This is a genomic window from Calidifontibacter indicus, from assembly GCF_003386865.1.
GTDB lineage: Bacteria > Actinomycetota > Actinomycetes > Actinomycetales > Dermatophilaceae > Yimella > Yimella indica.
Genome location: NZ_QTUA01000001.1, coordinates 2,810,265 through 2,832,591 on the forward strand (window position 1 = coordinate 2,810,265; position 22,327 = coordinate 2,832,591).

Consider the following 22,327-nt stretch of genomic DNA (forward strand, 5'->3'; position numbering starts at 1 on the left):
TCGTTGTGCGCTCGGCGAGCGCCAGCGTTAAGGGCGGCCCCAGCCGAGACGTATCGATGCTCGCGATTGTCCATGGGGATGTACTCGACATCGACTGTTCCGCTGTATTCCCCGAGTGATCGATCCAGACAGTGGCGACGGACCGCGATGTCGTTGTAGACACAAACCAACGAAAGACTCGGGTTTCCAGCGCTCGGCGTGCCGTCGGTCGCTTGGCGCACGATCAACGGTCCTCAGGCAAGCCCGTGCCGTCCGCCTCGGACAGCACACCGTCTCGCTCGATGTAGAGGCTTCCGGTCCGGGGGCACCGAAATTCTCCACCACCCGCGGGGTGCAATGGCACGCCCGCGCGGCCTACCCATCTGATCCGCCGCGCCGGAACACCTGCAACCAACGCAAAATCGGGGACATCCTTGGTGACCACCGCGCCCGCAGCTACCACTGCCCACCGACCGATTGTCACGGGGGCGATGCACACTGCCCGAGCGCCGACTGCCGCTCCATAGCGGACGGTCACGCCGACTGCATCCCAGTCGTGGGAGCTTTTCAGCAGCCCTGCCGGGGTGACAGCCCGTGGGAACTGGTCGTTGGTGAACACCACCGCTGGGCCGATGAACGCACCGTCCTCGACCACAGCGGGTTCATAGACGAGTGCATGGTTCTGCACCTTGCAGTCGTCACCCATTCGGACACCCGGTCCGATGTAGGCACCGCGACCGATAATGCAGCGATCGCCGATCACAGCATCCTCACGCACCTGCGCCAAGTGCCAGATGCGGGTGCTCAATCCGAGGGTGGCACGGGAATCGACATCTGCCGATTCGGCGATCAGCGGTGCGTTCGGCTCGCTAGATTCGACTGCAGTTGCGGACATTCACAGCTCCTCGTCCAAGGCGTACATCGATGCTAAGCGGGGGTGGGCACAGGTGGAGACGGTTTTGCAGGAACCCGCTGCGCCTGTGCCGGGTTCGAACCGCGAACGGGCGAGTGCACCCGGGTGGACCACGCTTCCGGCGATGGTTCTCGCCCTCACCACGCTGGTGCTCACCGTCCCTCGCCTGCTCGACACCGACACGGCGTACGGCGTGTTCCTCGCGGCACTCGCGCCATTCGGCGTAGTCACTGCGCTGCTTACCCTGGCCGCGACTGCGCCGCTGGTTCGACGCGCCGGGTACGCCGGGAACGCGGCGCAGGCAATCTGTCTGGCAGCCGGGGCGATGCTTGCTCTGCATCTGGCCTGGCTGGCACCGCTCTACATCGGACAACGTGCTCAGGGTGTCGGCACCGGACGGATCGTGCTGATGACACAGAATTTCGAGACGGGCAACGCTGCAGCTTTGGAGCGCACTGTGCGGGCGCAGGTCGTCGACATTCTCGTCATATGCGACACCGGATCCTCCCAGCGGGCAGCCGCGACACGCTTGGCCGATCGAGCCGGCCTGCGTTACCAGGTCACCGATGGCGGCTCGGCCGTCTTCTCCCGCTTCCCGATCGTTGAAACCACTCGCATCTCCGCCGGAGGTAGTTCCCGGACCGTTCTGGTTCGCGACACTCCCATCGGAGATCTGACCGTGTACGCACTTCACCCCACGCCTGGGTACAACGCGTCAAAATGGGGCGCGGACTACCGCCAGATCAACGCAGTCATCGGGGCCGCGCCTGCGCGGAACTCGATCATCGCCGGCGACCTGAACGCCACTGCCGACAACGCCCCGCTACGCCGACTCATCTCCAACGGCTATGCCGACGCAGCGACGCAGGTCAGGTCAGGGCTGCAGTTCACGTGGCCCGCGGACAACCGGTCCGTCGCCGGCCTGCGCGTCCCGCCGGTCTTCACACTCGACCACGTGCTGACGTCCAAGGACCTGGCCGTGACGCAGCTGCGAACCATCAGTCTGGCTGGCGCCGATCACCGCGGCCTGGTCACCACGATTGGTCGGCGGAATCCGTGAAACGTGGGCGCAACAGCATGCGTTGAGGGACAATTCCTTGAAGGCACTGGGGGGATCAATGGTCAGCGTCGTCATTGCCGCGCACGAAGAAGAAGCCGTCATCGGGCAGTGCCTGCGGGCACTGCTGGAGCAGCGCCATGTCCATCCTCTTGAGATCGTGGTCTGTGCGAACGGCTGTGCTGATCGGACCGCAGCAGTGGCTCGCAGTTACGGGGTCAAGGTCCTTGATCTGCCCGAACCCGGCAAGACCGGCGCGCTCAACGCAGCAGAGGATGCCGTCTCCACCTTCCCTCGGATCTATCTGGACGCTGACATCGTGCTGGCTCCGGATGCCGTCAATCGGCTGGTGGGATCATTGAACGACTCACCCGGGGGCATCGTTGCAGTGCCGTCCAGGCGGATCGACACCCGCGGGCGGCCAATCCTCGTGCGGTCGTACTTCGCAGTGAACTCCCGGCTTCCGATCTTTCGAGATGCGTTGTTCGGGCGCGGGACGATCTGTCTGTCTGCCCCCGCACGGGCCCGGTTCGACCGCTTTCCGACTGTGATCGCGGACGACCTCTTTCTCGACTCCCTCTTCACAGCGTCCGAGCGCGTGGTGGTGCCCGAAGTCGAAGTGCTCATCGCAGCACCACACAGCACCAAGGAGCTGCTGAACAGACTGGTGCGGGTGCGCCGAGGAAACTCCGAGTTACGTGCCAACGCAGAATTCGCCGGTAGCTCGCTGCGCGCGACCGACCGTTGGGCCTGGTGGAGGTCTGTCGTGCGCCCGAACCCAGAACTTGCCCCGGCCGCAGTCCCCTATGTCGTGATCACCATGTTGGCAGCTGTGCTGGCCCGGCGAAACTCCATCGACTGGGGTCGCGATGGGAGCACCAGGAGCAGCGCGGGGGCGAGGGTGTGAACGTCCATCTGTGCTTCCACGGGATCGGCCGGTGCGCGCGCGAGCGCGAACCCGGAGAGTCCGGCTATTGGGTAGCCCGCGACGAGTTCCTGCGCATCCTGGACGACGTCGCGAGCCACGGCGGAGTCGCGCTGAGCTTCGACGACGGGAATCGCTCGGACGTCGACGTGGCGCTCCCCGCGCTCAAGGAGCGCGGCCTGACCGCAACCTTCTTCCCACTAGCGGGCCGTCTCCTCGACCCGCTGAGCCTTGCGTCGGATGACCTTCGCCTACTGCGTGACGAGGGGATGACCATCGGCAATCACGGGTGGGACCACGTCCCATGGCGCCGGCTGAGCCCGGCAGACGCTCACCGGGAGTTCGTCGAGTCACGCAACGTCCTGGAGGAAGCGGCCGGTGCACCCATCACCACGGTTGCCTTGCCGCTCGGTCAGTACGACCGTCGTACGCTGAAACGTCTACGTCACGAGGGTTACCGCACGGTCTACAGCAGCGACCGACACCCGGCTCGCGACCGGGCGTGGCTGAGCGCGCGCTACAGCGTGGGAGCCGGCGACGACGTCGGCTCGGTGCGGCGGATTCTGACGAATCACGCCGGCGCGCGCGAGATGCGCAACGTCATCTCATCTTCGGTCAAGCGAATGCGCTGACCAACTCCCCTATTGTTGCGGCACGCAATTTCCGTTGTACTGGAATTGTTGTGGTGCACAATTGATCGCGTCCTGACACAGTTCTAGATCACATAGCAGATCTCCGATAGTTTTGCCTGGTTTTTACCATTTGTTCGACCCGCGAATTTGGTTGAACGCGTGTTCACCGGCACACTCTCAAGGGCCCCCTCCCGACGGAAATGTGTTATGATCCAGAACTACGCCCCTCCCCCGACCAAATCCCGATCAAGTCGACGGCTCGCGCTTCCCCTGGCAGCGGCTGTCGGTGTTCTCGGATTCGCAGCCGTTCAGACTCTGTCGGGCGGGTCCGCAGGCGCCGCCACGGCTGTCGCGCCGATCGGCATGTTCCCCGACAACCTCGCACCGAGCATCGTCGCCGACACCGACCGTGTCCCCGTCGAACTCGGCGTGAAGTTCACCCCGCGGCAGTCCGGTGCGCTGACGGCCGTGCAGTACTACCAGAGTGCTCAGGCAACCGGCGTGAACCGCGCCACCGTGTGGTCCTCCACCGGAAAGGCGATCGCCCAGGTCACCTTCCCCGTCACAACCAAGACCGGCTGGCGAACCATTCCACTCAGCACGCCCGTGAAGCTCACCGCCGGCCAGACCTATGTGGCGTCGTACTTCGCACCGAAGGGTGGATACCCGACGATCGAGAACAACCTCACGACCACGAAGACGGTTGCGGGGTTCCAACTGCCGGCAGGTGCCGGTGTCTACAGGTACGCCCCGACCGGTGGGTTCCCCATATCGACCTACAAGGGCACGAACTACCTGGTTGACGTGGTGTACTCGCCGTCGACGACCTCGGCCGCGACGACGGGCACGAGCACGGTGAGGCCATCGACCACGACGACCGCTACTGCGAAGCCGACCACGACCTCGACCACCACGGTGCAGCCCACCGCGTCGTCGACAACCACGGTGAAGCCGACCACCACGACGACGACCACGACCGCTGCGAAGCCCACGGCGAGCCCGACGACGCCAGTCGGTGCAGCCCAGTGCGTCGGCGCTGCCAACACGCCGGGTGGCGCTGACCCGTGGGGTGGCTGCTGGCCCGGACCTCAGAACACCGGCTACCCGCATGGATTGCCCGGCGACACCCGCAAGCCGGTTACCCTGACCGCCTACACCGGTCCCACGACCATTCGCAACTGCGGGGTCGTCATCGACTCCAAGGTCGTGAACGAGACGATCATCATCGAGGCGGGAAACGGAACCAAGTCGAAGGCGACGCCCTGCGTGACGATCCGTAACTCGCTTGTCAAGGGGGTCATCTACTCCGAGAAGTCAACCTACGGCCCCACACTTATCGAGGACACCGAGGTTGCGCCCCCGGAACTTCCGTGGTGGGAGAACATCGGCCGCGCCAACGTGTTCGCGTATCGGGTGAACTCGCACGGCGGCCAAGGCGTCATCAAGTGCGACACGAACTGCGAGGCAAAGGACAACTGGGTTCACGGGATGAACCTTGGTGGGCAGTACCACTACAACGCATTTGGTGGGAACGGCACCGACAACTTCCGCATTGATCACAACTACGCGACCTGCGGCGATTGGTCGGCGACGTCCAACCCGGGTGGTGACGCGGGATGCTCGGCTGTCATCGGCTTCTACGGTGACTTCGGGCCGATTCAGAACATCACGATCAACCGCAACTATCTCGCCTCAACGTTCGATGTGTCGTCGGCGGGCATCAACCGCCAGGCGGGATACTGTCTCAATCCTGGCCACTACCCCGGAAAGCCTTATCCGGACACTCGCAATCTCACGGTGACCGACAACGTGTTCGCCCGAGGCGGAAGCGGCAAGTGCGGCGTCTTCGGCCCGACGAACAGCCTCAACAAGGTCGGCGTCCCGAACGGGAACGTCTGGACCAACAACACCTACAACGACGGTCAGGTCATCTCCCGAGTCGAGCAGTGACCGACCCAGCGAGCGATCCGTACCGCCGTTGATTGGTCGACAGCGGAACCCCCGGAGCCACTGTGCCCGGGGGTTCCGCTGTGTCATATTCGCCGAGTCCTGCTTCCGCCCCGAGCGCCTCGGGCCGCCGCGGCAACCCATTCGGGCCCACGAGCTCCGAAAAGGAGCCCGGGGGTGACCAGCGCGCGTAGCGCCAGTACCGTGCCGGCACGACCCGTCACTATCCGGATCGTCTCCCGCGTGACAGTAAGCACCCAGAACGCGCAACCGGCAGGTCGTCCACGTCTCATTGCCACCAGCCGAACGCGGTTGCAGAGCAAAAGTGCACGGAGACCGGGATGCGTTCCGGACGGACCTTCCAAGTGGACAGCTCGCGCTGTTGGCACGAACCTCGTCCGTAAGCCCGCGTCACGGACCCGAAGTCCAAAATCCGTCTCCTCGGAGAAAAGGAACCACGAAGGATCCCACTCTCCGACTTCAGCCCAGCAGCGCGTGCTGATGAGCTGGGTCGAACCTTCTGCCCAGTCGACATCGCGCACCGACTCGTAGTCGACCGCGGAGCTCACCACTTCACCGAACACTGCGCTCCGCCCGGCTCGGGTGGCGCCAGCCAGCGCTTCGCCAAGGCCTCGCAAGAGTGTCGGCTCCCGACGCATCGACCAGATCAACCGACCGGCTCCGTCGGTGAGCTGCGGCACAGCGACCCCTACCCCCTGACCGTCGAGGGCATCCATGAGGGCAACGCCGCAGCCCGCCGCCAGTCGCACATCTGGATTCAGCACGAGCACCGCGTCGTGGCGTGCGGCTGCGGCGACTCCTGCGTTGATGCCGGCGGAGTAGCCAAGGTTTCCGCCTGTCTCAACCACGGTCACTGCCGGGAACAGCGCGCGGGCACAGTCGATGGTTCCATCGGAGGATCCGTTGTCAGCGATGACGAGCTCCCACTCAAGACCCGCCAAACCGTCCGGCAGAGAAGCGATCAGTTCTTCTAGCAGCGGGGCGCTGTTGAACGTGACCACGACAACCGCGACGCGCCGCATCACACCACCGCTGAGCTCGGTCCCGGCCACGGGAGTCAGCGTCGCAGGTTTCCAGCCCGTTCGCGCCGATTTTCCGACTTCTTTCGAATGCCATGTGCACGGACGCGCCTCCTGACATGCTCGGTTCTGTGTCCAGCGTCGACCACGTGATCCTCACCCGTTTCAACCTGCCGACCGCCGGAGTCGAAAGCTTGGTCCGTGCACGCGAGGGTTGGCTGCGCGAGCGGACGGAGCTGTTCGATCGGTATTGCGCGCCATCGGTTGCGGCCCAGGAGGGTGCGCGCGTGACCTGGATCGTGTACCTCGATCCGGCAAGCCCGCAATGGCTCCTCGATCGGATGAAGACACATGCCGACAGCGGCTTGCTCCACCCCATCCTGCGCGAGAAGGTCGGCCTTCGCGAGCTGCGGGAGGATCTCGCCTCCGTCGTGACCAACCGCGGAGAAGTGCTGCTTACGACGAACCTCGACAATGACGATGGTCTAGCCGTCGACTTCTGCAGCCGATTGACTGCCGTCACGACGGAGCACCCGCGAGCCGCCGTCTATGTGACCAACGGGCTCGTTCTGGCCGGGGACTCACTGTTCCGGATCCGTGATCGCCGCAATGCCTTCTGCTCGGTGCGGGAGTCCTGGGACTCTCCGGTGACCAGCTGGTCGGAGTACCACAACGAGTTGCACAGGGTGATGCCGACGATCGAACTCGGCGGGGCACCTGGCTGGTTGCAAGTCGTCCACGGCAACAACGTGAGCAATCGGATACGGGGGGTGATGGTTTCCCCTGCCGCATATCGCGCTGCTTTCGCCGTACGGCTCGACGTGCCGACACCGAACCGCAAGGCCCTGCTGATCGATCGTGCATTGAAGTCTCCGCTGCGGGTGGGGCGAGACAGAGGGCGGGCAGTTGCTCGCAGCGCAGCGCTCCGCGTTCTTGGGAAGGAACGCTACGGTGCGTCGAAGGCCGCACTACACGCGGCCAGATCCCGGCTCCGCCATCGCTCCACCGCCTGAGGACGGGACAACTGGAGACAATTCGGGGATCGGCAGACCCGCCGCTTGGCCGTCGCACCCTCCTATAACCCGGGTCGCACTCTCGACACGATGTAGACAACCAACCATTCCGAGAAGCAGAAACAGTGTTCCCATCGTCATCGGGAAGGCAAAGGCATCAAACATGAACAAGCATACGAATCCGGCCAGCACGGCCGCCAGCAGTGACATTGCCAGGTCTCGACCTTCCGGATCGCACCTCCTCCGGACACCTGCCGCAACGACGACGGCAGTGACTCCTAGCATGAGAAAAGCGACCGCGCCGACCACGCCGACCGTAACCAAGAGCACCAGATATTGATTGTCAAATATCCAATACTTTGGCAGGAACGTACCCAAGCCTCGCCCAAACCAGGGATTCACCCGAATGAATTCCGCCGCCACCCCATAGCTATCCGTACGGGACTGGATACTCGGGTCGTTCTGTGCTCCTGTGAAGAGCTCTGTGACCGAGGTTACGAAGTGTGGCGTCGCGACCATCATGAACATGACCCCCAGGGCGATGAAACCCAGCATCGCAAATCGACGTCGCTGTGGCCATCCGATCATGCAGACGACAAGCGCGATCGCACAGCCCAAGTAGGCTGATCGGGACGACGTCAGCGGAATCACTGCGCTGAGTGCCACCGCCGGAGCGAAGCGCAACCACTTTGACCGTTCGACGTGGAAGAACGCGACATGCCAAGTGAGGGGAAACAACATCGCAAGGATCACACCGTACTCAATTGGATGGGTCGCAGTGCCAGCGGGGCGTGGAAAACCACTTCGCGATCCGAGCCCGAAAGTTGGACCTCCACTGAGCCCGGGAATCGCGATCTCATCCACCCATAGTCTGCGCGTGATGATCTGGACCAAGCCCAGTACCGCGATGGCTCCACCACACAGTGCGAGTCGCCAGACGAGCAACTCCAATCGGCTGCGGGCGTCGACGGCGTCCTGAGTCAGCAAGAACGCACCCGCCCACGAGAGCAACGTGAGAATCGCAACGTCTGCGGGACTGCGCTCATCCCCCAGCAATGGCCTCGACATTGCGTGCACGTAGGAAATGCCCGCACTGAAAAGGAACACGAAGACTGCAATTCTGACCGGGCGCCGACGGTTAAGCGCTGCAGGTCGCGGCCTGAAGTGCAGCAAGACCCAAAAAAACAAGCTGACAAGACCGACCAACATCGACGGGGCGCCAGCGCTTCCAAGGGAGTCGATGGTGAGCCTCGCGGGTATAAGCAACAGCATAGTAATGTAGAGCGTGATCCACGCCACCGCGTCCGCGTCCCTGATGGCCCGCCGCACTCCGATCGTCACGACGATCCGGCCACTACCTGCTCGCCCACGGTCCTCTCATCGTCAACTTGCCGCGCTCCCCCTCGACGAGTCCGCCGGCTCGATGTCGACCGAACGGCCGAGCTGTCGCCGACACCCTCCGGTGAGTTCCCGAGCGTCGAATCGGCATCCGGCAGTCGATCGATTGGTTCATGATCATCTGGACCCGGATCGGCGGGCCCCTTGCCTGCACGCCTTTCCTTCCTACCCTGCAGGAAGGTGTCCGCAGCAAGTGTCGCCATGATTGTTCCAATCACGCCGAGAATGAAGGCGACGACCATCAGGCGACGCGTGGCTGAAATATTCTTTTTGGCAACCGCATCAACTCCGAGCGTAGTTGACCACATGTAGGAATCACTGCGCGCCTGCACCTGTCGTTGTAACAGCTTCAGTTGCTTCGGGAGTTCCGCCACCAGATGCTTGAGTACCGCGATGGCAGCCTCGGGCGACGCGTCTTCCACCGATACAGCAATGACAGGGCCGATGATCGTGTCGTCTCGGCGAACGGTGAATTGCGCCGTCGGCGAGATCTTTGCCACCGCCTCGTGGGCTGGAGTGCTGACAAAATAGGCGACCACAATGCTCGCCGGTTGTTCCAAGCCGTCGAGTTGGAGCAGTGGATTTCCGCCCTTGCCGACCGCGACCTTGGATGGCAGCATGAGCACCGATCCATGAACTTCGTACTTCGGCGGGCTGGCGGCCTGCGCGCCGAAGACCAGCCCCACCGTGATGGCGAGGCCTAGAAGGAAGATGTACCACCTTCGAACTAGTGCACGAACTACGTCAACAACCACGGATTTCTCCTTCGGCGGGGTCCCCACTGCCCACGTCTCGTACTGTAGCTCTCGGAGGCGATGCTGTTGACCGTTTGGGAGATCGTGCGCATGCTGCGCCGACGCTGGCTGGTAGTCCTCGTCGGCGTGGCCGTGACAGCAGCGCTCGCGAGAGGGCCACTCCGCAGCGATTCTGTGGTCTACAGCAGGACCGAGCTTGTGTTCTTGGCGCCCAGCAGCTCAATCAACCCGAACGCGATCCGAACGAGATCCAGTTCGGTCATCATGGCGGCCGGTGTGGTCGCACGCCGCGTGAATGGGCCCGCTCCGCCCCCGAAATTGGCCTCACCGGACGCGACGCTCGTCGGTCTGGGGACGCGTGACGGATGGTGGCTTCGCCTACCCGACACCGGAGGACAGTGGCGGCCGAACTTCACATCGCAACTCCTGATCCTCGAAGTGGTTGCCCCGACGTCGCATGCCGTGAAACTCCGCCAGGAGGCGCTGGTAACGCGGATTCGCACCGAACTGACGAGTCTGGAGGACAGCTTCGGTGTCTCCGGCGTCAACCGCATATCTGTCATCGAAGCTCCCGACGACGCTGTCACATATCCCGTCACAGGCGATCGTCACCGGACCCTTGCCGTGCTCGCGCTCCTCGGCGGCAGCGCGACCTTGTGTGCTGTCGTGGTCACGGAAAACATCATGATCCGCACCACCTCGAAACGCAGAGCCGTGCACAGGTCCGTTCAAGCGAGAACTTAGACCGCGCCCGCTCATTCCGGAATGTGCTGGTCCACGAACTCAGCGAGGGCGCCAACTGTTTCGAAGATATCCTCGCCGAACTCCGAGTCTTCGACAAGAATCCCGAAATGGTCCTCCAGAGCTGCTACCAAGGCGACCACACCAAGCGAGTCGAGCTCCGGCATGGCGCCGAACATTATGGTTTGGGCGGTCAACTCACTGGGGTGAACATCCAGCTCAAGGGCTTGCACGACGACGTCTCGCACGGCGTCGAGAGTCGAGGCTGATGGGTGGTTCATTGGTGCTCCGTTCGTGAATCAGGCAAGGATCTCGGCGGGCGCCGGATGACCGAGGAAAGCAGTAGGGCTGGCCGTGAGCCCATAGGCGCCGGCTTGGAATATTGCGATCATGTCGCCAATTCTCGCCTCTGGGATCGTCACATCGTTACCAAGCATGTCGAGTGGGGTGCACAGGCAGCCGACGACGGTCGCCTTCTCCGCCCCCGCAAGCGAATCCGTGTCGAGGCGGTCGGCGACCACAAGTGGGTAGTTTCGGCGAATCGCCTGACCGAAGTTACCCGATGCCGCAAGCTGATGATGCATACCCCCATCGACGACCACATATTTTCGACCCCGTGACCACTTCACGTCGACCACTCGAGTCACGTAGACGCCGCACTCGCCAACGATATAGCGACCGAGTTCGATCACCGGGACCGCTTCCGGGAAGCGTTCGGCAATGGACCCGTCGACCAAGGCGGTGAGCGCTTCGCCGACGACGTTGAGATCCAAGGGACGGTCGCGCTCGACGTACGGAATTCCGAAGCCGCCGCCCAAGTTCAGATATCGCACTGGCTGAGGGAGCGCGTCAGCAAATCCCGCGAGCAGTTCCACTGTGCTCCGTTGTGCCGCGGCAATGACCTCAGCGTGCAGGTTCTGCGAACCGGCGAACACATGGAAGCCAATCACATCGACGCCGGAGGTCGAGAACTCCGAGAGCAAATCGCCGACGATCTCAGAGTCGACTCCGAACTGCTGGGGTCCTCCTCCCATCCGCATCCCCGAGCCCTTGACGGCAAAGTCTGGGTTCACCCGGAGAGCAACAGCCGGGATCAACCCGAGTTCGTCCCCAGCCGCAATGACGCGAATCATCTCTGTCCGGGATTCGACCTCGATGAGCACGCCCGCTGCGACAGCCTGCCGCACCTCGGCTTCGGTTTTTCCAGGGCCCGCGAAACTTATGCGTCCGGGTTTCACGACCGTATCGAGTGCGGTTCGAAGCTCAAGCCCACTCGCAACATCGAGCCGATCGACGAGGCGCGCAACATGCTGCACGACCGCAGGCATCGGGTTGGCCTTCATCGCGTAACTGAGCTGCACGGTGGGCGGAAGCGTGGCCCGGAGCAACGTAAGTCGGGCGTCGAGGAGCCCTCGGTCGTAGGCGAAGAACGGAGTCGTTCCGACCCGTGCGGCCAGCCGGTCGAGCGGCATACCCCCGACTCGGAGCTGTCCGTCGACAGTGCCGAAGGCTGCGACGTGTTCCAAGGGCATCATGTTCGCTCCCCGAGCTCCAACCGGATGAGTGCGCGGTCAAACTTGCCGTTCGGAGATCGTGGGAGGTCGGCACGCACGTCTACCCGCCCTGGCACCATGTAGAGCGGCACACGCCTGCGCAATGCAGCCACGAGATCGTCCGGGTCGAGGGCACCAGCCACCGGAGCCACGACCAACGCGATGCGCTGGCCGAGGGTGTCGTCCGGGATCCCCAAGGCCACTGCGTCGCGAACCAAACCGCTGGCATATGCCGCTTCCTCGATCTCAGTCGGACTCACTCGGTACCCAGATGTCTTGATCATTTCGTCTGCCCGACCGACGAAGTAGAGGTATCCCTCGCTGTCGGCGACGACGGTGTCGCCCGACCACACTGCCAGCTCGTGTGCGCGCCATTCCTGGCCCGGGCGCATGATCGGTCGATATCTCTCGGCTGTGCGGGCTGGGTCATTCCAGTACCCGAGTGCGACGAGTGGCCCACGATGGACGAGCTCACCCTCTTCGCCGGGCTCGCACTGCGTCCCGTCCGGGCGAAGCACGAGCACCTCTGCGTTCGGAATCGCTTTACCGATCGAGTCCGGTCGTATGTCGACCTGTGCCGGGTCAAGGAAGGTCGACCGGAAGGCTTCAGTCAGCCCGTACATCAGATATGGGCTGGCGCAACTGAATTCGGCGCGCAGCCGTTCCAGAAGTGGCCGCGGCATCCGCCCGCCCGTGTTGGCGAAGTAGCGCAATCGGGCAGCGGTCTGGGCAGGCCATGCCACATCGGCAAGTTGCACCCACAGTGGGGGGACGCAGGTGAGGCCCGTGACGCCATATTGTTCACATAGTTTCGGCACTTCGGCCGGAAGCAGGAAGTTCATCAGGACGCAGTGCGCCCCGACAGCAAACGCCGTCGTGATCTGACTCAGCCCGGCGTCGAAACTCAGGGGCAGCACGCTGAGTATCACATCGTCCGCTGTGTTGCCCAGATAGGAGCTGACGCTTTCCGCTCCGACAATGAGGTTGCGATGACTGAGCACCACGCCCTTAGGTCGACCGGTGCTGCCGGAGGTGTAGAGGATCGCGGCCGGGTCGTTGTCGATCACCGGCACCGCCCCGAAGGCCTCTGTCTGCTGCCCCAAGCCCACCTTCCACGGGCGCACGTCGAGGCCGGCGTCTGCCCCGATCGCCGCGTCTGAGTGCCGTCCGACAAGCACAGCTCGCTCAACTGCGCATCGGGCCATTGCGGGTGCAAGCAGGCTCAACCGTTCCGGGGACGTGAACAGCACGCGAGCGCCACTGTCGGCGAGGATGTGCTCAACCTGTGCCACTTTCAACACGTGGTTGACCGGCACGAACACACCACCGGCAGCTGAGACCGCGAACATCGCGATCACCGTCTCGAGCCGCTTCTCGAGGTAGATTGCGACCCGGTCGCCGCGGCGGAGCCCTGCATCCTGCAGGTCACGAGCGATCGCCTGTGCCGCATTCCACACTTCACCGTAGTGAAGTGTCTCCTGCTTGTAGCTCAGTGCAGGGGCCGAAGGCGTTGCCGCAGCCGTTGTCCTGAGCAGGTCATGGAAACCAATCCGTATCACGGTGCGCACCGTTCGGACAGGTACCTGTTGAACTCCGCTTTGTCATCGAGAGAGACGAACTCGCGTCCGTGGGGGTCACGGTCCGGAAGACGCCGGCTCATGGGAACCGCCGGCCCCGGTCGGCAGAACCCGGTCAGTTCGTCAAAAACGTGAACGTACGCCTCGGCCGACGGGCGCCAGTCCAACGACGTGACCACCCGTAGGCGTGCGGTCCGGCCCATCTGCCGACGCAACACATGATCGTCCGCAAGTTTTTCAACTGCGTCGGCGAACGAAAGAATGTCTCCCGATGGCACGTAAGACACTGCCTCTCCGCCGGAGATCCTCGTCTCGGTGAGGTCATAGGAAACTGACGGCAAGCCGTACGCCATGTACTCCATGGTCTTGTTCATGGTCGACAGGTCGTTCAGCGGCGTGCAGAGGTCAGGGCCAAGACCGATGTCTGCGCCGCTGAGGTGCTCGGCAATTGCGACCTTGTCGACGCGCCCGGTGAAGGTGACGTATGGGTCGAGCCGAAGCTCCGTGGCCTGAGCCCGGAGTTGCTGAAGGCAGTCGCCAAAGCCCATGAGCGTCGCCCGAATATCGCTTCTTCCACGCCGGTGCACCAGTTCGTCCATCACGAGCAGCACTTGGTCGACCCCGTCTTGTGGGCCCATGATGCCGAGGTAGACCAACCGAATCTGATCTGGACGGCGTGGACTGACCGGATAGATCGGGCGCATCTGATCAGTATCAGGTCCGCTACGAACGACGGTGACTTCCCACGGTCGACGGCCCCCGCGTTCCATCGCAATCGACCGGTACGAGTCATTGGTCGAAATGACACGGTCGGCGGACCGCAGTGTCCGCCGCTCCAACCACTGGAGACCACGGTACTCGAGTTTCTTCAGGAGCCCGTGCGGTTCACCAAAGCGCGATACGAAAAGTTCGACATTGAGGTCATGGTGATCGAAGACAAACAGCACCCGTCGAAGTCGCCACAACTGAGCAAGCAACCAATAGGTGTCCGGCGGGTTGCACGCTTGGAACACGTCAAATCGGTCGCGTCGCCACACCTTCACCGACAGTGCGGCCGTACGGACCCAGCTATAACCGAATTCCCACGCATATCCGGCCAGACCCTCCGCTTCAGGCGCGGGCTTGTACCTGTAGATGTGCACACCCTCGAGCTGTTCGTACGACGGGTCGTGCGGGCCTTTGGGACAGATGACGCTCACTGTGTAGCCTCGGTTAGTCAGCGCCGCACATTCCAGCCACACCCGACGGTCCAGCGGCACCGGCAGATTCTGCACCACAATCAGCACATGTGGTCCCGTCGCACGATCATCTTGGTCGTCACGGTGCACCGATGGCTCTTCCATCGAACGTCGATAGTGGTTATCCACTTCAGTGGTCACGCTGCCCCCATTCCCCTGTTGTTTCTTTGACTGCTGCGACCCGAATCCACGCATTGCGACCGAACAGCTTCTTCGCGAAGCTGTTGACCGACCGAGCGATTATCTGGCCACCTCGTGATGTTCATCGCGCGATCGCCTGCCGTGAGCGTAGGGATCTGATCGCGCGACGGACGACACCGACGAAATCGGTAAGTGTCTCCCGCGCGACCAGCGAACTAACGACCAAGTGGGCCGCCGTCACCACGGCTGCCGTGGTCATGAGGGTCAACCACATGGAGCCGGTGATCCACCGCAAAGTGAGCCAGCCTGCAGTCCCAGACAGCATGACGACGAGCACGACCGCACAGTAAGGACCGGCGAGCGAGCGCCACCCAACACACATGACAGCCCGGACCATCGCCGTTCTGCCGACGGTCGCGACTATCGCAACGACGAGGAAACCCAAGGCGATCGCAGTCAACCCGTGGCTGGCCAGTGCCATCGTCGTCGCAAGCGTCACCGCATCGGTGACGACCGCGTACCACAGCCATGTGCCAGGGCGACCTAGACCGTAGAACAGGCCGTGATCGAGCCACGCAGCGGTCGTGAGAGTGCCCGCGAGAGCAAGGATCTGAGTGACACCGATACTTCCGGTCCAGCCCGGTCCGAACATGAGCGGCACGAGGACCGGGGCTGCAACGGCGACAACCGTGAGCGGGAGCGACAGTGCCAAGATGACCATCCGCAATGACCGCAAGTACGCCGCACGCAGCCGCTCGGAGTCGGACCTAACAGCGGCGAAAGCAACATTCGTCACCGGAACAATCGCGCTTCCGCTCAGGTCTTGCACCATTTGTACGAGACGCTGCGCGACGGTCATAAGACCTAGCGCAGCGGTTCCAAGAACTGCCGCAGTGACTGCTGCCTCACCCCATGCTCGTCCAAGAGCGACCACTTCGACGGCAACAACGAAACCACCGAACCTTGTCATGCTTGCGAGTTCGCGGTAGTCGAACTGAAAACGTGGACGCCAGCGGACGGTTACCCATGACATCGCAGTCGTGAGCAACGCAGAAACCAACACCTGGGCGACAAGCGCCCAGACGCCGGCGCCCCGCAGCGCGAGAACAATCGCTGCAACCTGCGCACCGAACGCTGCGACCGTCGCTTGCAGGGCAATGACCCTGAACTGCATTCTACGGCGAAGAATCGCGAGGGGGACGGCGCCAGCAGAGGTGATCACGACCCACATCGACAGTGCCCGAAGGACATCGACAACTCCAGGAGCTTTGAACACACCACCCATGAACGGGGCGAATATCCAGAGACCGCCGCACAGGATGATTCCGGCGAGGCACGAGAACCACACTGCCGTGCTCAGCATCCGGTCGTCGGCTCGATCGGCTTGCACGATATAGGCGGAGAACCCCAGATCGGCGAAAAGATAGAAGAAAGGCAGCAAGGTGCCTGCTGCAGCCACTGTTCCGAAGTCCTCAGGCACCAGCAGTCGGGTGAGGAATGCAATGGTGACGAATCCGGTGAGTCGAATGATCCACTTCTGCGCAGTGAGCCACAGGACGCCGGAAGCAGCCGCGCCCACCACATCGGTTTCTGGCGGCGCGGGTGTCTCCCGCGTCGCCTCCTGGGGCGGCCGGACCTCTGTCATCGGGCGTCCTGGCCGCGATGACCAACCACTTTGCGCACCACGGAACGCAGTTCGGGCCCGATATCACTGGCCCAATCAAGCACCCCATATCGCCCCGCTGCGCGGTAAGTCTCTGCCAAGCGCTGACCCATCGCGGTGAGCCCGAAGGTTTCCTCAGCGAAGCGGCGGCCGAAGTCACCCAAGCGTGCGCGATACTCCTGCCTGTCGATCAGCGGCTGAAGCTGACTCGCCAGCATGCCAACTGCGTCGGTCACGACGGTCGAGCTCCAGTAGCTGTTGCGGGCGAGCATCGCAGCACTGCTCTCGTCGAACCGGCACGACCAACCGGACTCACCTTGGACGACGAGCGGCTTGTGGAAGGCCAATGATCGGGCAGCCGAACCGCCCATCCCGAGCATGATGTCCGCCGCCTGGTAGGCGGGTCGTGGATCGGCCATCGCACCTACAAAGACGACCGCGCGGCGCCCGACGCGGTGGTTCACGGCATCGCCGAGCCGCTCCAGTCTGGTGGCGTCTCGGCCTGTGCCGACGACGACCAAGGTCGCCTCGACATTGAGTTGCTCGACCGTCTGCATCGCCACCTCGATGGGTACCGCCTTCATCACCGGATCAAGGCGAGACACCACACCAATCAACAACCCGGAGAGCCGTTGCTCATGCCGGAACCGGTTTCCGGCCCGTGTGCATGGCCGGTCAGCCGCCATGTCAACCGGCGGGCGAACCAGAACCGTGCCTCCCGGCCGAGCCTGCAGCTCGTCGCGCAGATACTCCGTCCCGATCACGAGCGGCATGTGGCATTTGACGGTGGGGTGCACTTCCATCTCGTACACGGTTTGCAGCCAAGGACGGCGCCCAAACCGCGCGGGACCCCAGTAGGTGGATCGCGCCCCGCTGTCCCACGTACCGTAAACGTGGACAATGTCTACCGAGTGCTCCTGCGCAAGCCGATCCAACTGGCGCGCTCGGACCACCATCGAGTCACTCGCATCGTAAACGTGGATCCGCGTCCCGTGCTTGCGCGCAACATCCAAGAGACTCGGCCCCGACGGTAGCGTCTTGGAATCGCCGATCAGCACCGACTCGAACCCGTGGTTGGCAACCTCGCGGGCCAAATCGAGCGCGTTCAGTTGAGTGCCGCCCAACTCAAGACTGTTGAGGTGCACGAGGACTCGCTGGCGGGCAACCCGCATAGGCGTCACCTAACCGAATCCTCAAGGGCGGCACATACCCGCTCCTGCTGCCCCGCATTCAAATGCGGATGCATCGGCAGAGACAGGATCTGGTCTGCTGCGCGTTCGGTGACCGGGAAGGCACCCGGGCCGTAACCGAGGCCGGCGAAGGCCGCCGAGAGATGAACCGGACGGGGGTAATGCAGTGCGGCGCCGATTCCCGTCTGGTGGAGCTGCTCCAACACCCGATCCCGCTCGTCGACGCGGATCACGTACAGATGCCAGACGTGCTCGTTGCCATCAGCCACGACCGGGAGACGCACCTCGTCGACGTCGCCGAGCAACTCTGCGTAGAGCGCTGCTGCGTCCCGCCGCGCGTCGTTCCAGTCGGAGAGGCGAGCGAGCTTGTGCCGCAACACGATTGACTGGATCGCGTCGAGCCTGGAGTTCACTCCGAAGACGTCGTGCTCATACTTGCGCTCCGACCCGTGGTTGCCGATCATCCGCACCCGCCGGGCAAGTTCGGCGTCGTTCGTCGTGACCGCCCCCGCGTCGCCGGCCGCCCCGAGGTTCTTACCCGGATAGAAGCTCGTCGCGGCAATCGTGCCCAGGCCGCCCGACACCGCTCCGAAACGCGTCGCACCCTGTGACTGCGCCGCGTCCTCGACGATCGCGATCCCCGGTGCAGCCGTGGCGATCTGCTCCACCGGTGCGATCTGACCATAAAGGTGCACCGGCACGACGGCAGCGGTCCGAGGGGTGATCGCCGCCGCGACGGCCTGCGGATCGATGAGCAGGGTCTCGTCGTCGACGTCAACCAGCACCGGTGTTGCCCCGGCTCGGACAATGGCCTCAACCGTGGCGACGAAGGTGTTCGCTGCGGTGATCACCTCGTCCCCCTGGCCTATGCCGAGGGCGCGCAGCGCGAGTTCCACCGCGTCGGTTCCGTTGCCGACACCCACGCAGTGGTCGACGCCGCAGAACCGTGCATACGCCTGCTCGAACGCCGCGACATGCGGACCGCCGACGAAACCGGCGGTTGCGAAGACCTGCGCGAGGTCGGCGTTGACCGCCTCTGCGACTTCGGCGTGCTGCGCGACGAGGTCGAGGAACGGGACGGTCGTGGACGTGCTGGTTGTCATCGATCGGTCTCCGTCGTGAGTGCAGTGCGGATGGCACTGATGACCCGGTCCTGCGACGCGTCGGTCATCTGGTGGAAGAGCGGAAGAATGAGGGTGTTGCCCGTGAGCCGTTCGCTCACCGGAAGTTGGGCGTGCGCCATGCCCGCGTAGGCGGGCTGGCGATGAGCGGACATGATTCCCCGACGTGCCGAGATGTCGGTGTCGGCCAACGCCGCGAGCAAGGCGTCCCGATCGACCCGCGCATCCGGCAGCAGCTCGATCCAGAACGACTGGAAGTTGCTCGTCCCCCACTCAGGGTCGTGCACACACCGCACCCCGGCCAGATCGGACAACGCCGCCGCGTAGCGGGCAGCGAGCCCGCGCCGTCGTGCCACGACCTCGTCGAGCCGGCCCAGTTGCACGATCCCGACCGCCGCCTGCAGGTCGGTCATGCGGTAGTTGTAGCCGATCTCGAGATACTCCTCGGCAGGCGCGAGCACCCGTCCGTGCCGTTGTGCCGCACTCACACTCATCGCGTGTTCGCGAAGCCGTTTCGCACGTTCTGCCCACTGCGGCCGGGAGGTCGTCAGCATCCCGCCCTCGCCGGTGGTGACGATCTTGCGCGGGTGGAACGACCACGCCGCCACCTCGGCGCCCGCGCCGACCGGTCGCCCCCGATAGGTGGAACCGGCCCCGCACGCGGCGTCCTCGACCACGACGATGCCCAGCGGGTCACACACCTGGCGGATGCCGTCGAGGTCGACCGGAACCCCGCCCTGGTCGACGGCGATGACAGCCGTCGTGTGCGGCCCGATCGCTGCCTTGACCGTGTCACCCGTCAGGTTGCCCGTGCACGGATCGACGTCGGCGAACACCGGCCTGGCACCGACGTAGGTCGGCGCGTTACTGGTGGCGATGAACGAGAACGACGGAACGACCACCTCGTCGCCCGCCTGCACCCCCGCGACGATCAACGCGAGGTGCAACGCGGTCGTGCAACTCGACGTGGCGACCGCGTGCTCCGCCTGCATGCGGGCGGAGAACTCGGTCTCGAACTCGGCAACCTTCGGCCCCTGCGCCACCCACCCGGACTCGATGACGGCAGTGACCGCGGCGATCTCGTCCGCACCCATCCACGGCTGCATGACGTTGATGCGAGACATCGCTCAGACCGCCCCCACGCTGCGCCCGGCAGAGATCTCCGCGCGCAGCGGTTGCCACCACTCGACCAATTGGCGCAGCCCCTCTTGGAGTCCGATCTCGGTGCGGAACCCCAGGTCGCGCTCGGCCGCACGGGTGTCGGCCAGGCGGCGCACCACCCCGTTGACCGCACGCTCCGGTCCGTGCTCTACGCCCAGATCGGAGCCCATCACCGACAACAGGGCCTGAGCGAGTTCGAGCAGGCTGGTCTCGGTGCCGCTCGCAACGTTGTAGATTCCTTCGCGCACGTCGCTCGCTGCGGCGAGGATGTTGGCTCTGGCGACGTCACCGGCGACGACGAAGTCCATCGTCTGCTGACCGTCGCCGAAGATGAGCGGCGGTTGCCCATCGGCGATGCGTTCCATCCATCGCACGAGCACCTCGGTGTAGAGGCCGTGGACGTCCATCCTCGGTCCGTAGACGTTGAAGTAACGCAGGCCGACGTAGTCGAGGCCGTGCATCGCACGGAAGCTGCGTGCCATGCCTTCGTTGAACGACTTCGCCGCACCGTAGAAGGTGTCGTTGTTGTGGTGGTGATGCTGCTCGTCCGTCGGGAACTGCTCGGCCATGCCGTAGACAGACGCGGACGACGCGAAGATCAGTTTCTCGACCTTGTGGTCGGCGGCCGCTTCGATCACGTTGAAAGCACCGTCCACCAACACCTCGAGCGCCAGGCGTGGTTCCTCGGCACACTGCGTGATGCGAATCGCTGCCTGGTGGAAGACGAGGTCGGTGCCGGCGACGAGGTCGTTGACGGTGTCGCGACTGCGAATATCGCCCTCGACCAGTTCCACCTTGCCGGTGGCCATCGCGTCGTCGAGGTTCGCCCGTCGCCCGCGCACCAGGTTGTCGAGCACCACGACACGTGCCGCGCCGGCATCGAGCAGCTGGTCGACGATGGTCGAACCGATCGTGCCGGCACCGCCGGTCACCAGCGCGGTGGCGCCTTCGAACCGGCTCACTGCGCCACCGCCATCGGCCGGGTGCCCATGTCGATGAACGCGCCACCGGCTTGCTGACTTCGGCTCGCTGCGCTGAGCACCTCGAGCACCCGCTGGCCGCCGCGTCCATCGGTCAACGGTGGACGGTTCTCCCTGATCGCGGCGGCGAACTCGGTGACCATGCCCATCAGCGCCTCCCGTTCCGGGAGGGCTGGAGCGTGCATGTCCCCCAGTCGGTAGCTGACGTTGACCTTGCGTTTGGTGTCAGCACTCACGCCGCCCATCGGCGAGAGGTCCACGCCACGGTCGTAGACCGAGATCCGCTGCTGTGGGTTCAGGTCGTCCCACACGACGGTGCGGCGACTCCCACCGATCACCATGTGGCGAATCTTGGTGGGGCTCAACCAGTTCACGTGAACCCCCGCAATCGCGCCACCGGGCAGCGGCAGGCTCAGATAGCCCAGGCAGGCAACGCCTGCGCCGATCGGATCGGCCCCGTGAGCAGCAACGCCGATGGGTCGCAGCCCGCCGGGCAGCACGAAGTCGAGGATCGACAGGTCGTGCGGTGCAAGGTCCCAGAACACGTCGACGTCGGGTTGCACCAGACCGAGGTTGATCCGCACGGAGTCGACGAACAGCACGTCCCCGAGGTCGCCGCCGGCGACCAGGTCACGCAGGTACTGCACCGCCGGGGTGTAACAGAAGGTGTGGTCGCACATCAGGGTGCGGCCGTACTCGTCGGCGAGCCGGACCAGTTCGGCTGCTTCCTCCGTGCTTGCGGCGAGCGGCTTCTCCAGTAGGACGTGCCGCCCCGCGTGAAGGGCGGCACGCCCGATCGGTGCGTGGGTGGAGGCGGGCGTCGCGATCGCTACCGCCTCCACACCTTCGTCGGCGAGGACCTCCTCGAACTCAGTCGTCACCCGCACCCCGGAGTACCGATCCGCAACCCGGTGGGCCCGCTCCTGGTCCAGGTCACACAACCATCTGAGGTCGAAGTCCTGGCTCGCGTACAGGTTCCGGACCAGATTCGGCCCCCAGTAACCCGCCCCCACTACTGCAATTCCGATCGGCACAATGCCTCCCCGCTTCGTGGCACCACCGGAATGAACCAGTGCTTGTACCACATTCTTCAAACGGCCAGTCGGCCGCCCCCATCGAAGATTGTTTCGGTCCAGGACACATCCCGCAGGAGATTCGGAAAATCCGTCGTTCCGGTGAGATGGGACGCCGCCTGAACCGCACCGATCCGCATTCGGCAAACCCCGTACCGGCGTGATTCCGCGGCACTAGCATGAATCTGTCCGGCCCTCTCGGGTCGGCAGATGGGGGCATCGCATGAAAA

General features: G+C 64.0%; 21 protein-coding genes and 1 pseudogene. 7 read left to right on the forward strand and 15 right to left on the reverse strand.

The annotated features are described in order from the left end of the window. Positions 1-223 precede the first annotated feature (223 nt). Positions 224-874: an acyltransferase gene (locus DFJ65_RS13345; protein WP_115923438.1), complete on the reverse strand. Its 651-nt coding sequence runs from the start codon at positions 872-874 to the stop codon at positions 224-226. Positions 875-1,016: 142 nt separating this feature from the next. Between DFJ65_RS13345 and DFJ65_RS13350 the strand changes: the two genes are divergently transcribed. The 4 genes and pseudogenes from DFJ65_RS13350 to DFJ65_RS18500 form a co-directional block, all read left to right on the forward strand. Next, positions 1,017-1,952 carry an endonuclease/exonuclease/phosphatase family protein gene (locus tag DFJ65_RS13350; protein WP_170144093.1) on the forward strand — a complete coding sequence of 312 codons (936 nt, stop codon included), beginning with the start codon at positions 1,017-1,019 and terminating at the stop codon, positions 1,950-1,952. A 58-nt stretch (positions 1,953-2,010) separates the two neighbouring features. Then, positions 2,011-2,856, forward strand: coding sequence for a glycosyltransferase family 2 protein (locus DFJ65_RS13355; protein WP_115924314.1), 846 nt, complete (start codon positions 2,011-2,013; stop codon positions 2,854-2,856). Then, positions 2,853-3,506, forward strand: a complete 654-nt coding sequence (locus DFJ65_RS13360; protein ID WP_211308444.1) for a polysaccharide deacetylase family protein — start codon at positions 2,853-2,855, stop codon at positions 3,504-3,506. The genes DFJ65_RS13355 and DFJ65_RS13360 overlap by 4 nt, the downstream gene beginning before the upstream one ends. Positions 3,507-3,869: 363 nt before the next feature. Then, positions 3,870-4,247 (forward strand): annotated as a pseudogene (locus tag DFJ65_RS18500) (DUF4082 domain-containing protein); the annotation flags it as partial. Positions 4,248-4,297: 50 nt separating this feature from the next. Here DFJ65_RS18500 and DFJ65_RS18130 read toward each other — a convergent pair. Further along, positions 4,298-4,498, reverse strand: coding sequence for a hypothetical protein (locus tag DFJ65_RS18130; RefSeq protein ID WP_245950259.1), 201 nt, complete (start codon positions 4,496-4,498; stop codon positions 4,298-4,300). A gap of 121 nt (positions 4,499-4,619) precedes the next feature. Here DFJ65_RS18130 and DFJ65_RS18135 point away from each other — a divergent pair, with 121 nt between their 5' ends. Beyond that, entirely contained in the window at positions 4,620-5,456 is an 837-nt protein-coding gene (locus DFJ65_RS18135) for a hypothetical protein (RefSeq protein ID WP_245950261.1), read from the forward strand. A gap of 83 nt (positions 5,457-5,539) precedes the next feature. On the opposite strand, the gene DFJ65_RS13370 is transcribed toward DFJ65_RS18135, so the two are convergent. Further along, complete coding sequence (locus DFJ65_RS13370) at positions 5,540-6,526, reverse strand: glycosyltransferase family 2 protein (RefSeq protein WP_211308445.1); 987 nt, start codon at positions 6,524-6,526, stop codon at positions 5,540-5,542. A 98-nt stretch (positions 6,527-6,624) separates the two neighbouring features. On the opposite strand from DFJ65_RS13370, the gene DFJ65_RS13375 reads away from it, so the two are divergent. Further along, a complete protein-coding gene (locus tag DFJ65_RS13375) occupies positions 6,625-7,506 on the forward strand; it encodes a glycosyltransferase (RefSeq protein ID WP_245950262.1) in 882 nt (293 codons plus the stop codon). On the opposite strand, the gene DFJ65_RS13380 is transcribed toward DFJ65_RS13375, so the two are convergent. Beyond that, entirely contained in the window at positions 7,462-8,805 is a 1,344-nt protein-coding gene (locus tag DFJ65_RS13380; protein ID WP_147301395.1) for an O-antigen ligase family protein, read from the reverse strand. The two genes, DFJ65_RS13375 and DFJ65_RS13380, sit on opposite strands and share 45 nt — an antisense overlap. Before the next feature lie 38 nt (positions 8,806-8,843). Further along, on the reverse strand, positions 8,844-9,659 hold the full coding sequence (locus DFJ65_RS17215) for a hypothetical protein (RefSeq protein WP_147301396.1): 816 nt from the start codon (positions 9,657-9,659) through the stop codon (positions 8,844-8,846). 60 nt (positions 9,660-9,719) lie between these two features. Between DFJ65_RS17215 and DFJ65_RS17220 the strand changes: the two genes are divergently transcribed. Then, a complete protein-coding gene (locus DFJ65_RS17220) occupies positions 9,720-10,403 on the forward strand; it encodes a hypothetical protein (protein ID WP_147301397.1) in 684 nt (227 codons plus the stop codon). Positions 10,404-10,414: 11 nt separating this feature from the next. Here DFJ65_RS17220 and DFJ65_RS13395 read toward each other — a convergent pair whose 3' ends face one another. The 10 genes from DFJ65_RS13395 to DFJ65_RS13440 all read right to left on the reverse strand — a co-directional run bounded on the left by DFJ65_RS13395 (position 10,415) and on the right by DFJ65_RS13440 (position 22,052). Continuing rightward, the gene (locus tag DFJ65_RS13395) at positions 10,415-10,648 is read right to left on the reverse strand and encodes an acyl carrier protein (RefSeq protein WP_211308446.1); all 234 of its coding nucleotides are present in this window, start codon (positions 10,646-10,648) and stop codon (positions 10,415-10,417) included. 51 nt (positions 10,649-10,699) lie between these two features. Beyond that, positions 10,700-11,935, reverse strand: coding sequence for a pyridoxal-dependent decarboxylase, exosortase A system-associated (locus DFJ65_RS13400; RefSeq protein ID WP_115923445.1), 1,236 nt, complete (start codon positions 11,933-11,935; stop codon positions 10,700-10,702). Further along, positions 11,932-13,521 (reverse strand): acyl-CoA ligase (AMP-forming), exosortase A system-associated, encoded by a 1,590-nt coding sequence (locus tag DFJ65_RS13405; RefSeq protein ID WP_115923446.1) that lies wholly within the window; start codon positions 13,519-13,521, stop codon positions 11,932-11,934. The genes DFJ65_RS13400 and DFJ65_RS13405 overlap by 4 nt, the downstream gene beginning before the upstream one ends. Further along, positions 13,509-14,909, reverse strand: coding sequence for a glycosyltransferase family 4 protein (locus DFJ65_RS13410; protein ID WP_245950264.1), 1,401 nt, complete (start codon positions 14,907-14,909; stop codon positions 13,509-13,511). Before DFJ65_RS13410 ends, DFJ65_RS13405 begins: the two co-directional genes overlap by 13 nt. Positions 14,910-15,030: 121 nt before the next feature. Next, a complete protein-coding gene (locus DFJ65_RS13415; RefSeq protein WP_115923448.1) occupies positions 15,031-16,554 on the reverse strand; it encodes a lipopolysaccharide biosynthesis protein in 1,524 nt (507 codons plus the stop codon). Next, complete coding sequence (locus DFJ65_RS13420) at positions 16,551-17,717, reverse strand: glycosyltransferase family protein (RefSeq protein WP_147301398.1); 1,167 nt, start codon at positions 17,715-17,717, stop codon at positions 16,551-16,553. The genes DFJ65_RS13415 and DFJ65_RS13420 overlap by 4 nt, the downstream gene beginning before the upstream one ends. 32 nt (positions 17,718-17,749) lie before the next feature. Further along, positions 17,750-18,865, reverse strand: coding sequence for a DegT/DnrJ/EryC1/StrS family aminotransferase (locus DFJ65_RS13425; protein WP_115923450.1), 1,116 nt, complete (start codon positions 18,863-18,865; stop codon positions 17,750-17,752). After that, positions 18,862-20,007, reverse strand: coding sequence for a DegT/DnrJ/EryC1/StrS family aminotransferase (locus DFJ65_RS13430; protein WP_115923451.1), 1,146 nt, complete (start codon positions 20,005-20,007; stop codon positions 18,862-18,864). Before DFJ65_RS13430 ends, DFJ65_RS13425 begins: the two co-directional genes overlap by 4 nt. A gap of 3 nt (positions 20,008-20,010) precedes the next feature. Next, on the reverse strand, positions 20,011-21,006 hold the full coding sequence (locus tag DFJ65_RS13435; protein WP_115923452.1) for an SDR family NAD(P)-dependent oxidoreductase: 996 nt from the start codon (positions 21,004-21,006) through the stop codon (positions 20,011-20,013). Next, the gene (locus tag DFJ65_RS13440; protein ID WP_211308532.1) at positions 21,003-22,052 is read right to left on the reverse strand and encodes a Gfo/Idh/MocA family protein; all 1,050 of its coding nucleotides are present in this window, start codon (positions 22,050-22,052) and stop codon (positions 21,003-21,005) included. The genes DFJ65_RS13435 and DFJ65_RS13440 overlap by 4 nt, the downstream gene beginning before the upstream one ends. Positions 22,053-22,327 lie beyond the last annotated feature (275 nt).

Coding starts and splice junctions, on each gene's coding strand:
- DFJ65_RS13345 (WP_115923438.1), bottom strand. CDS start 874: ATGTCCGCAACTGCAGTCGAATCTAGCGAGCCGAACGCACCGCTGATC.
- DFJ65_RS13350 (WP_170144093.1), top strand. CDS start 1,017: ATGGTTCTCGCCCTCACCACGCTGGTGCTCACCGTCCCTCGCCTGCTC.
- DFJ65_RS13355 (WP_115924314.1), top strand. CDS start 2,011: ATGGTCAGCGTCGTCATTGCCGCGCACGAAGAAGAAGCCGTCATCGGG.
- DFJ65_RS17220 (WP_147301397.1), top strand. CDS start 9,720: ATGCTGTTGACCGTTTGGGAGATCGTGCGCATGCTGCGCCGACGCTGG.
- DFJ65_RS13400 (WP_115923445.1), bottom strand. CDS start 11,935: ATGATGCCCTTGGAACACGTCGCAGCCTTCGGCACTGTCGACGGACAG.
- DFJ65_RS13415 (WP_115923448.1), bottom strand. CDS start 16,554: ATGACAGAGGTCCGGCCGCCCCAGGAGGCGACGCGGGAGACACCCGCG.
- DFJ65_RS13425 (WP_115923450.1), bottom strand. CDS start 18,865: ATGACAACCAGCACGTCCACGACCGTCCCGTTCCTCGACCTCGTCGCG.
- DFJ65_RS13430 (WP_115923451.1), bottom strand. CDS start 20,007: ATGTCTCGCATCAACGTCATGCAGCCGTGGATGGGTGCGGACGAGATC.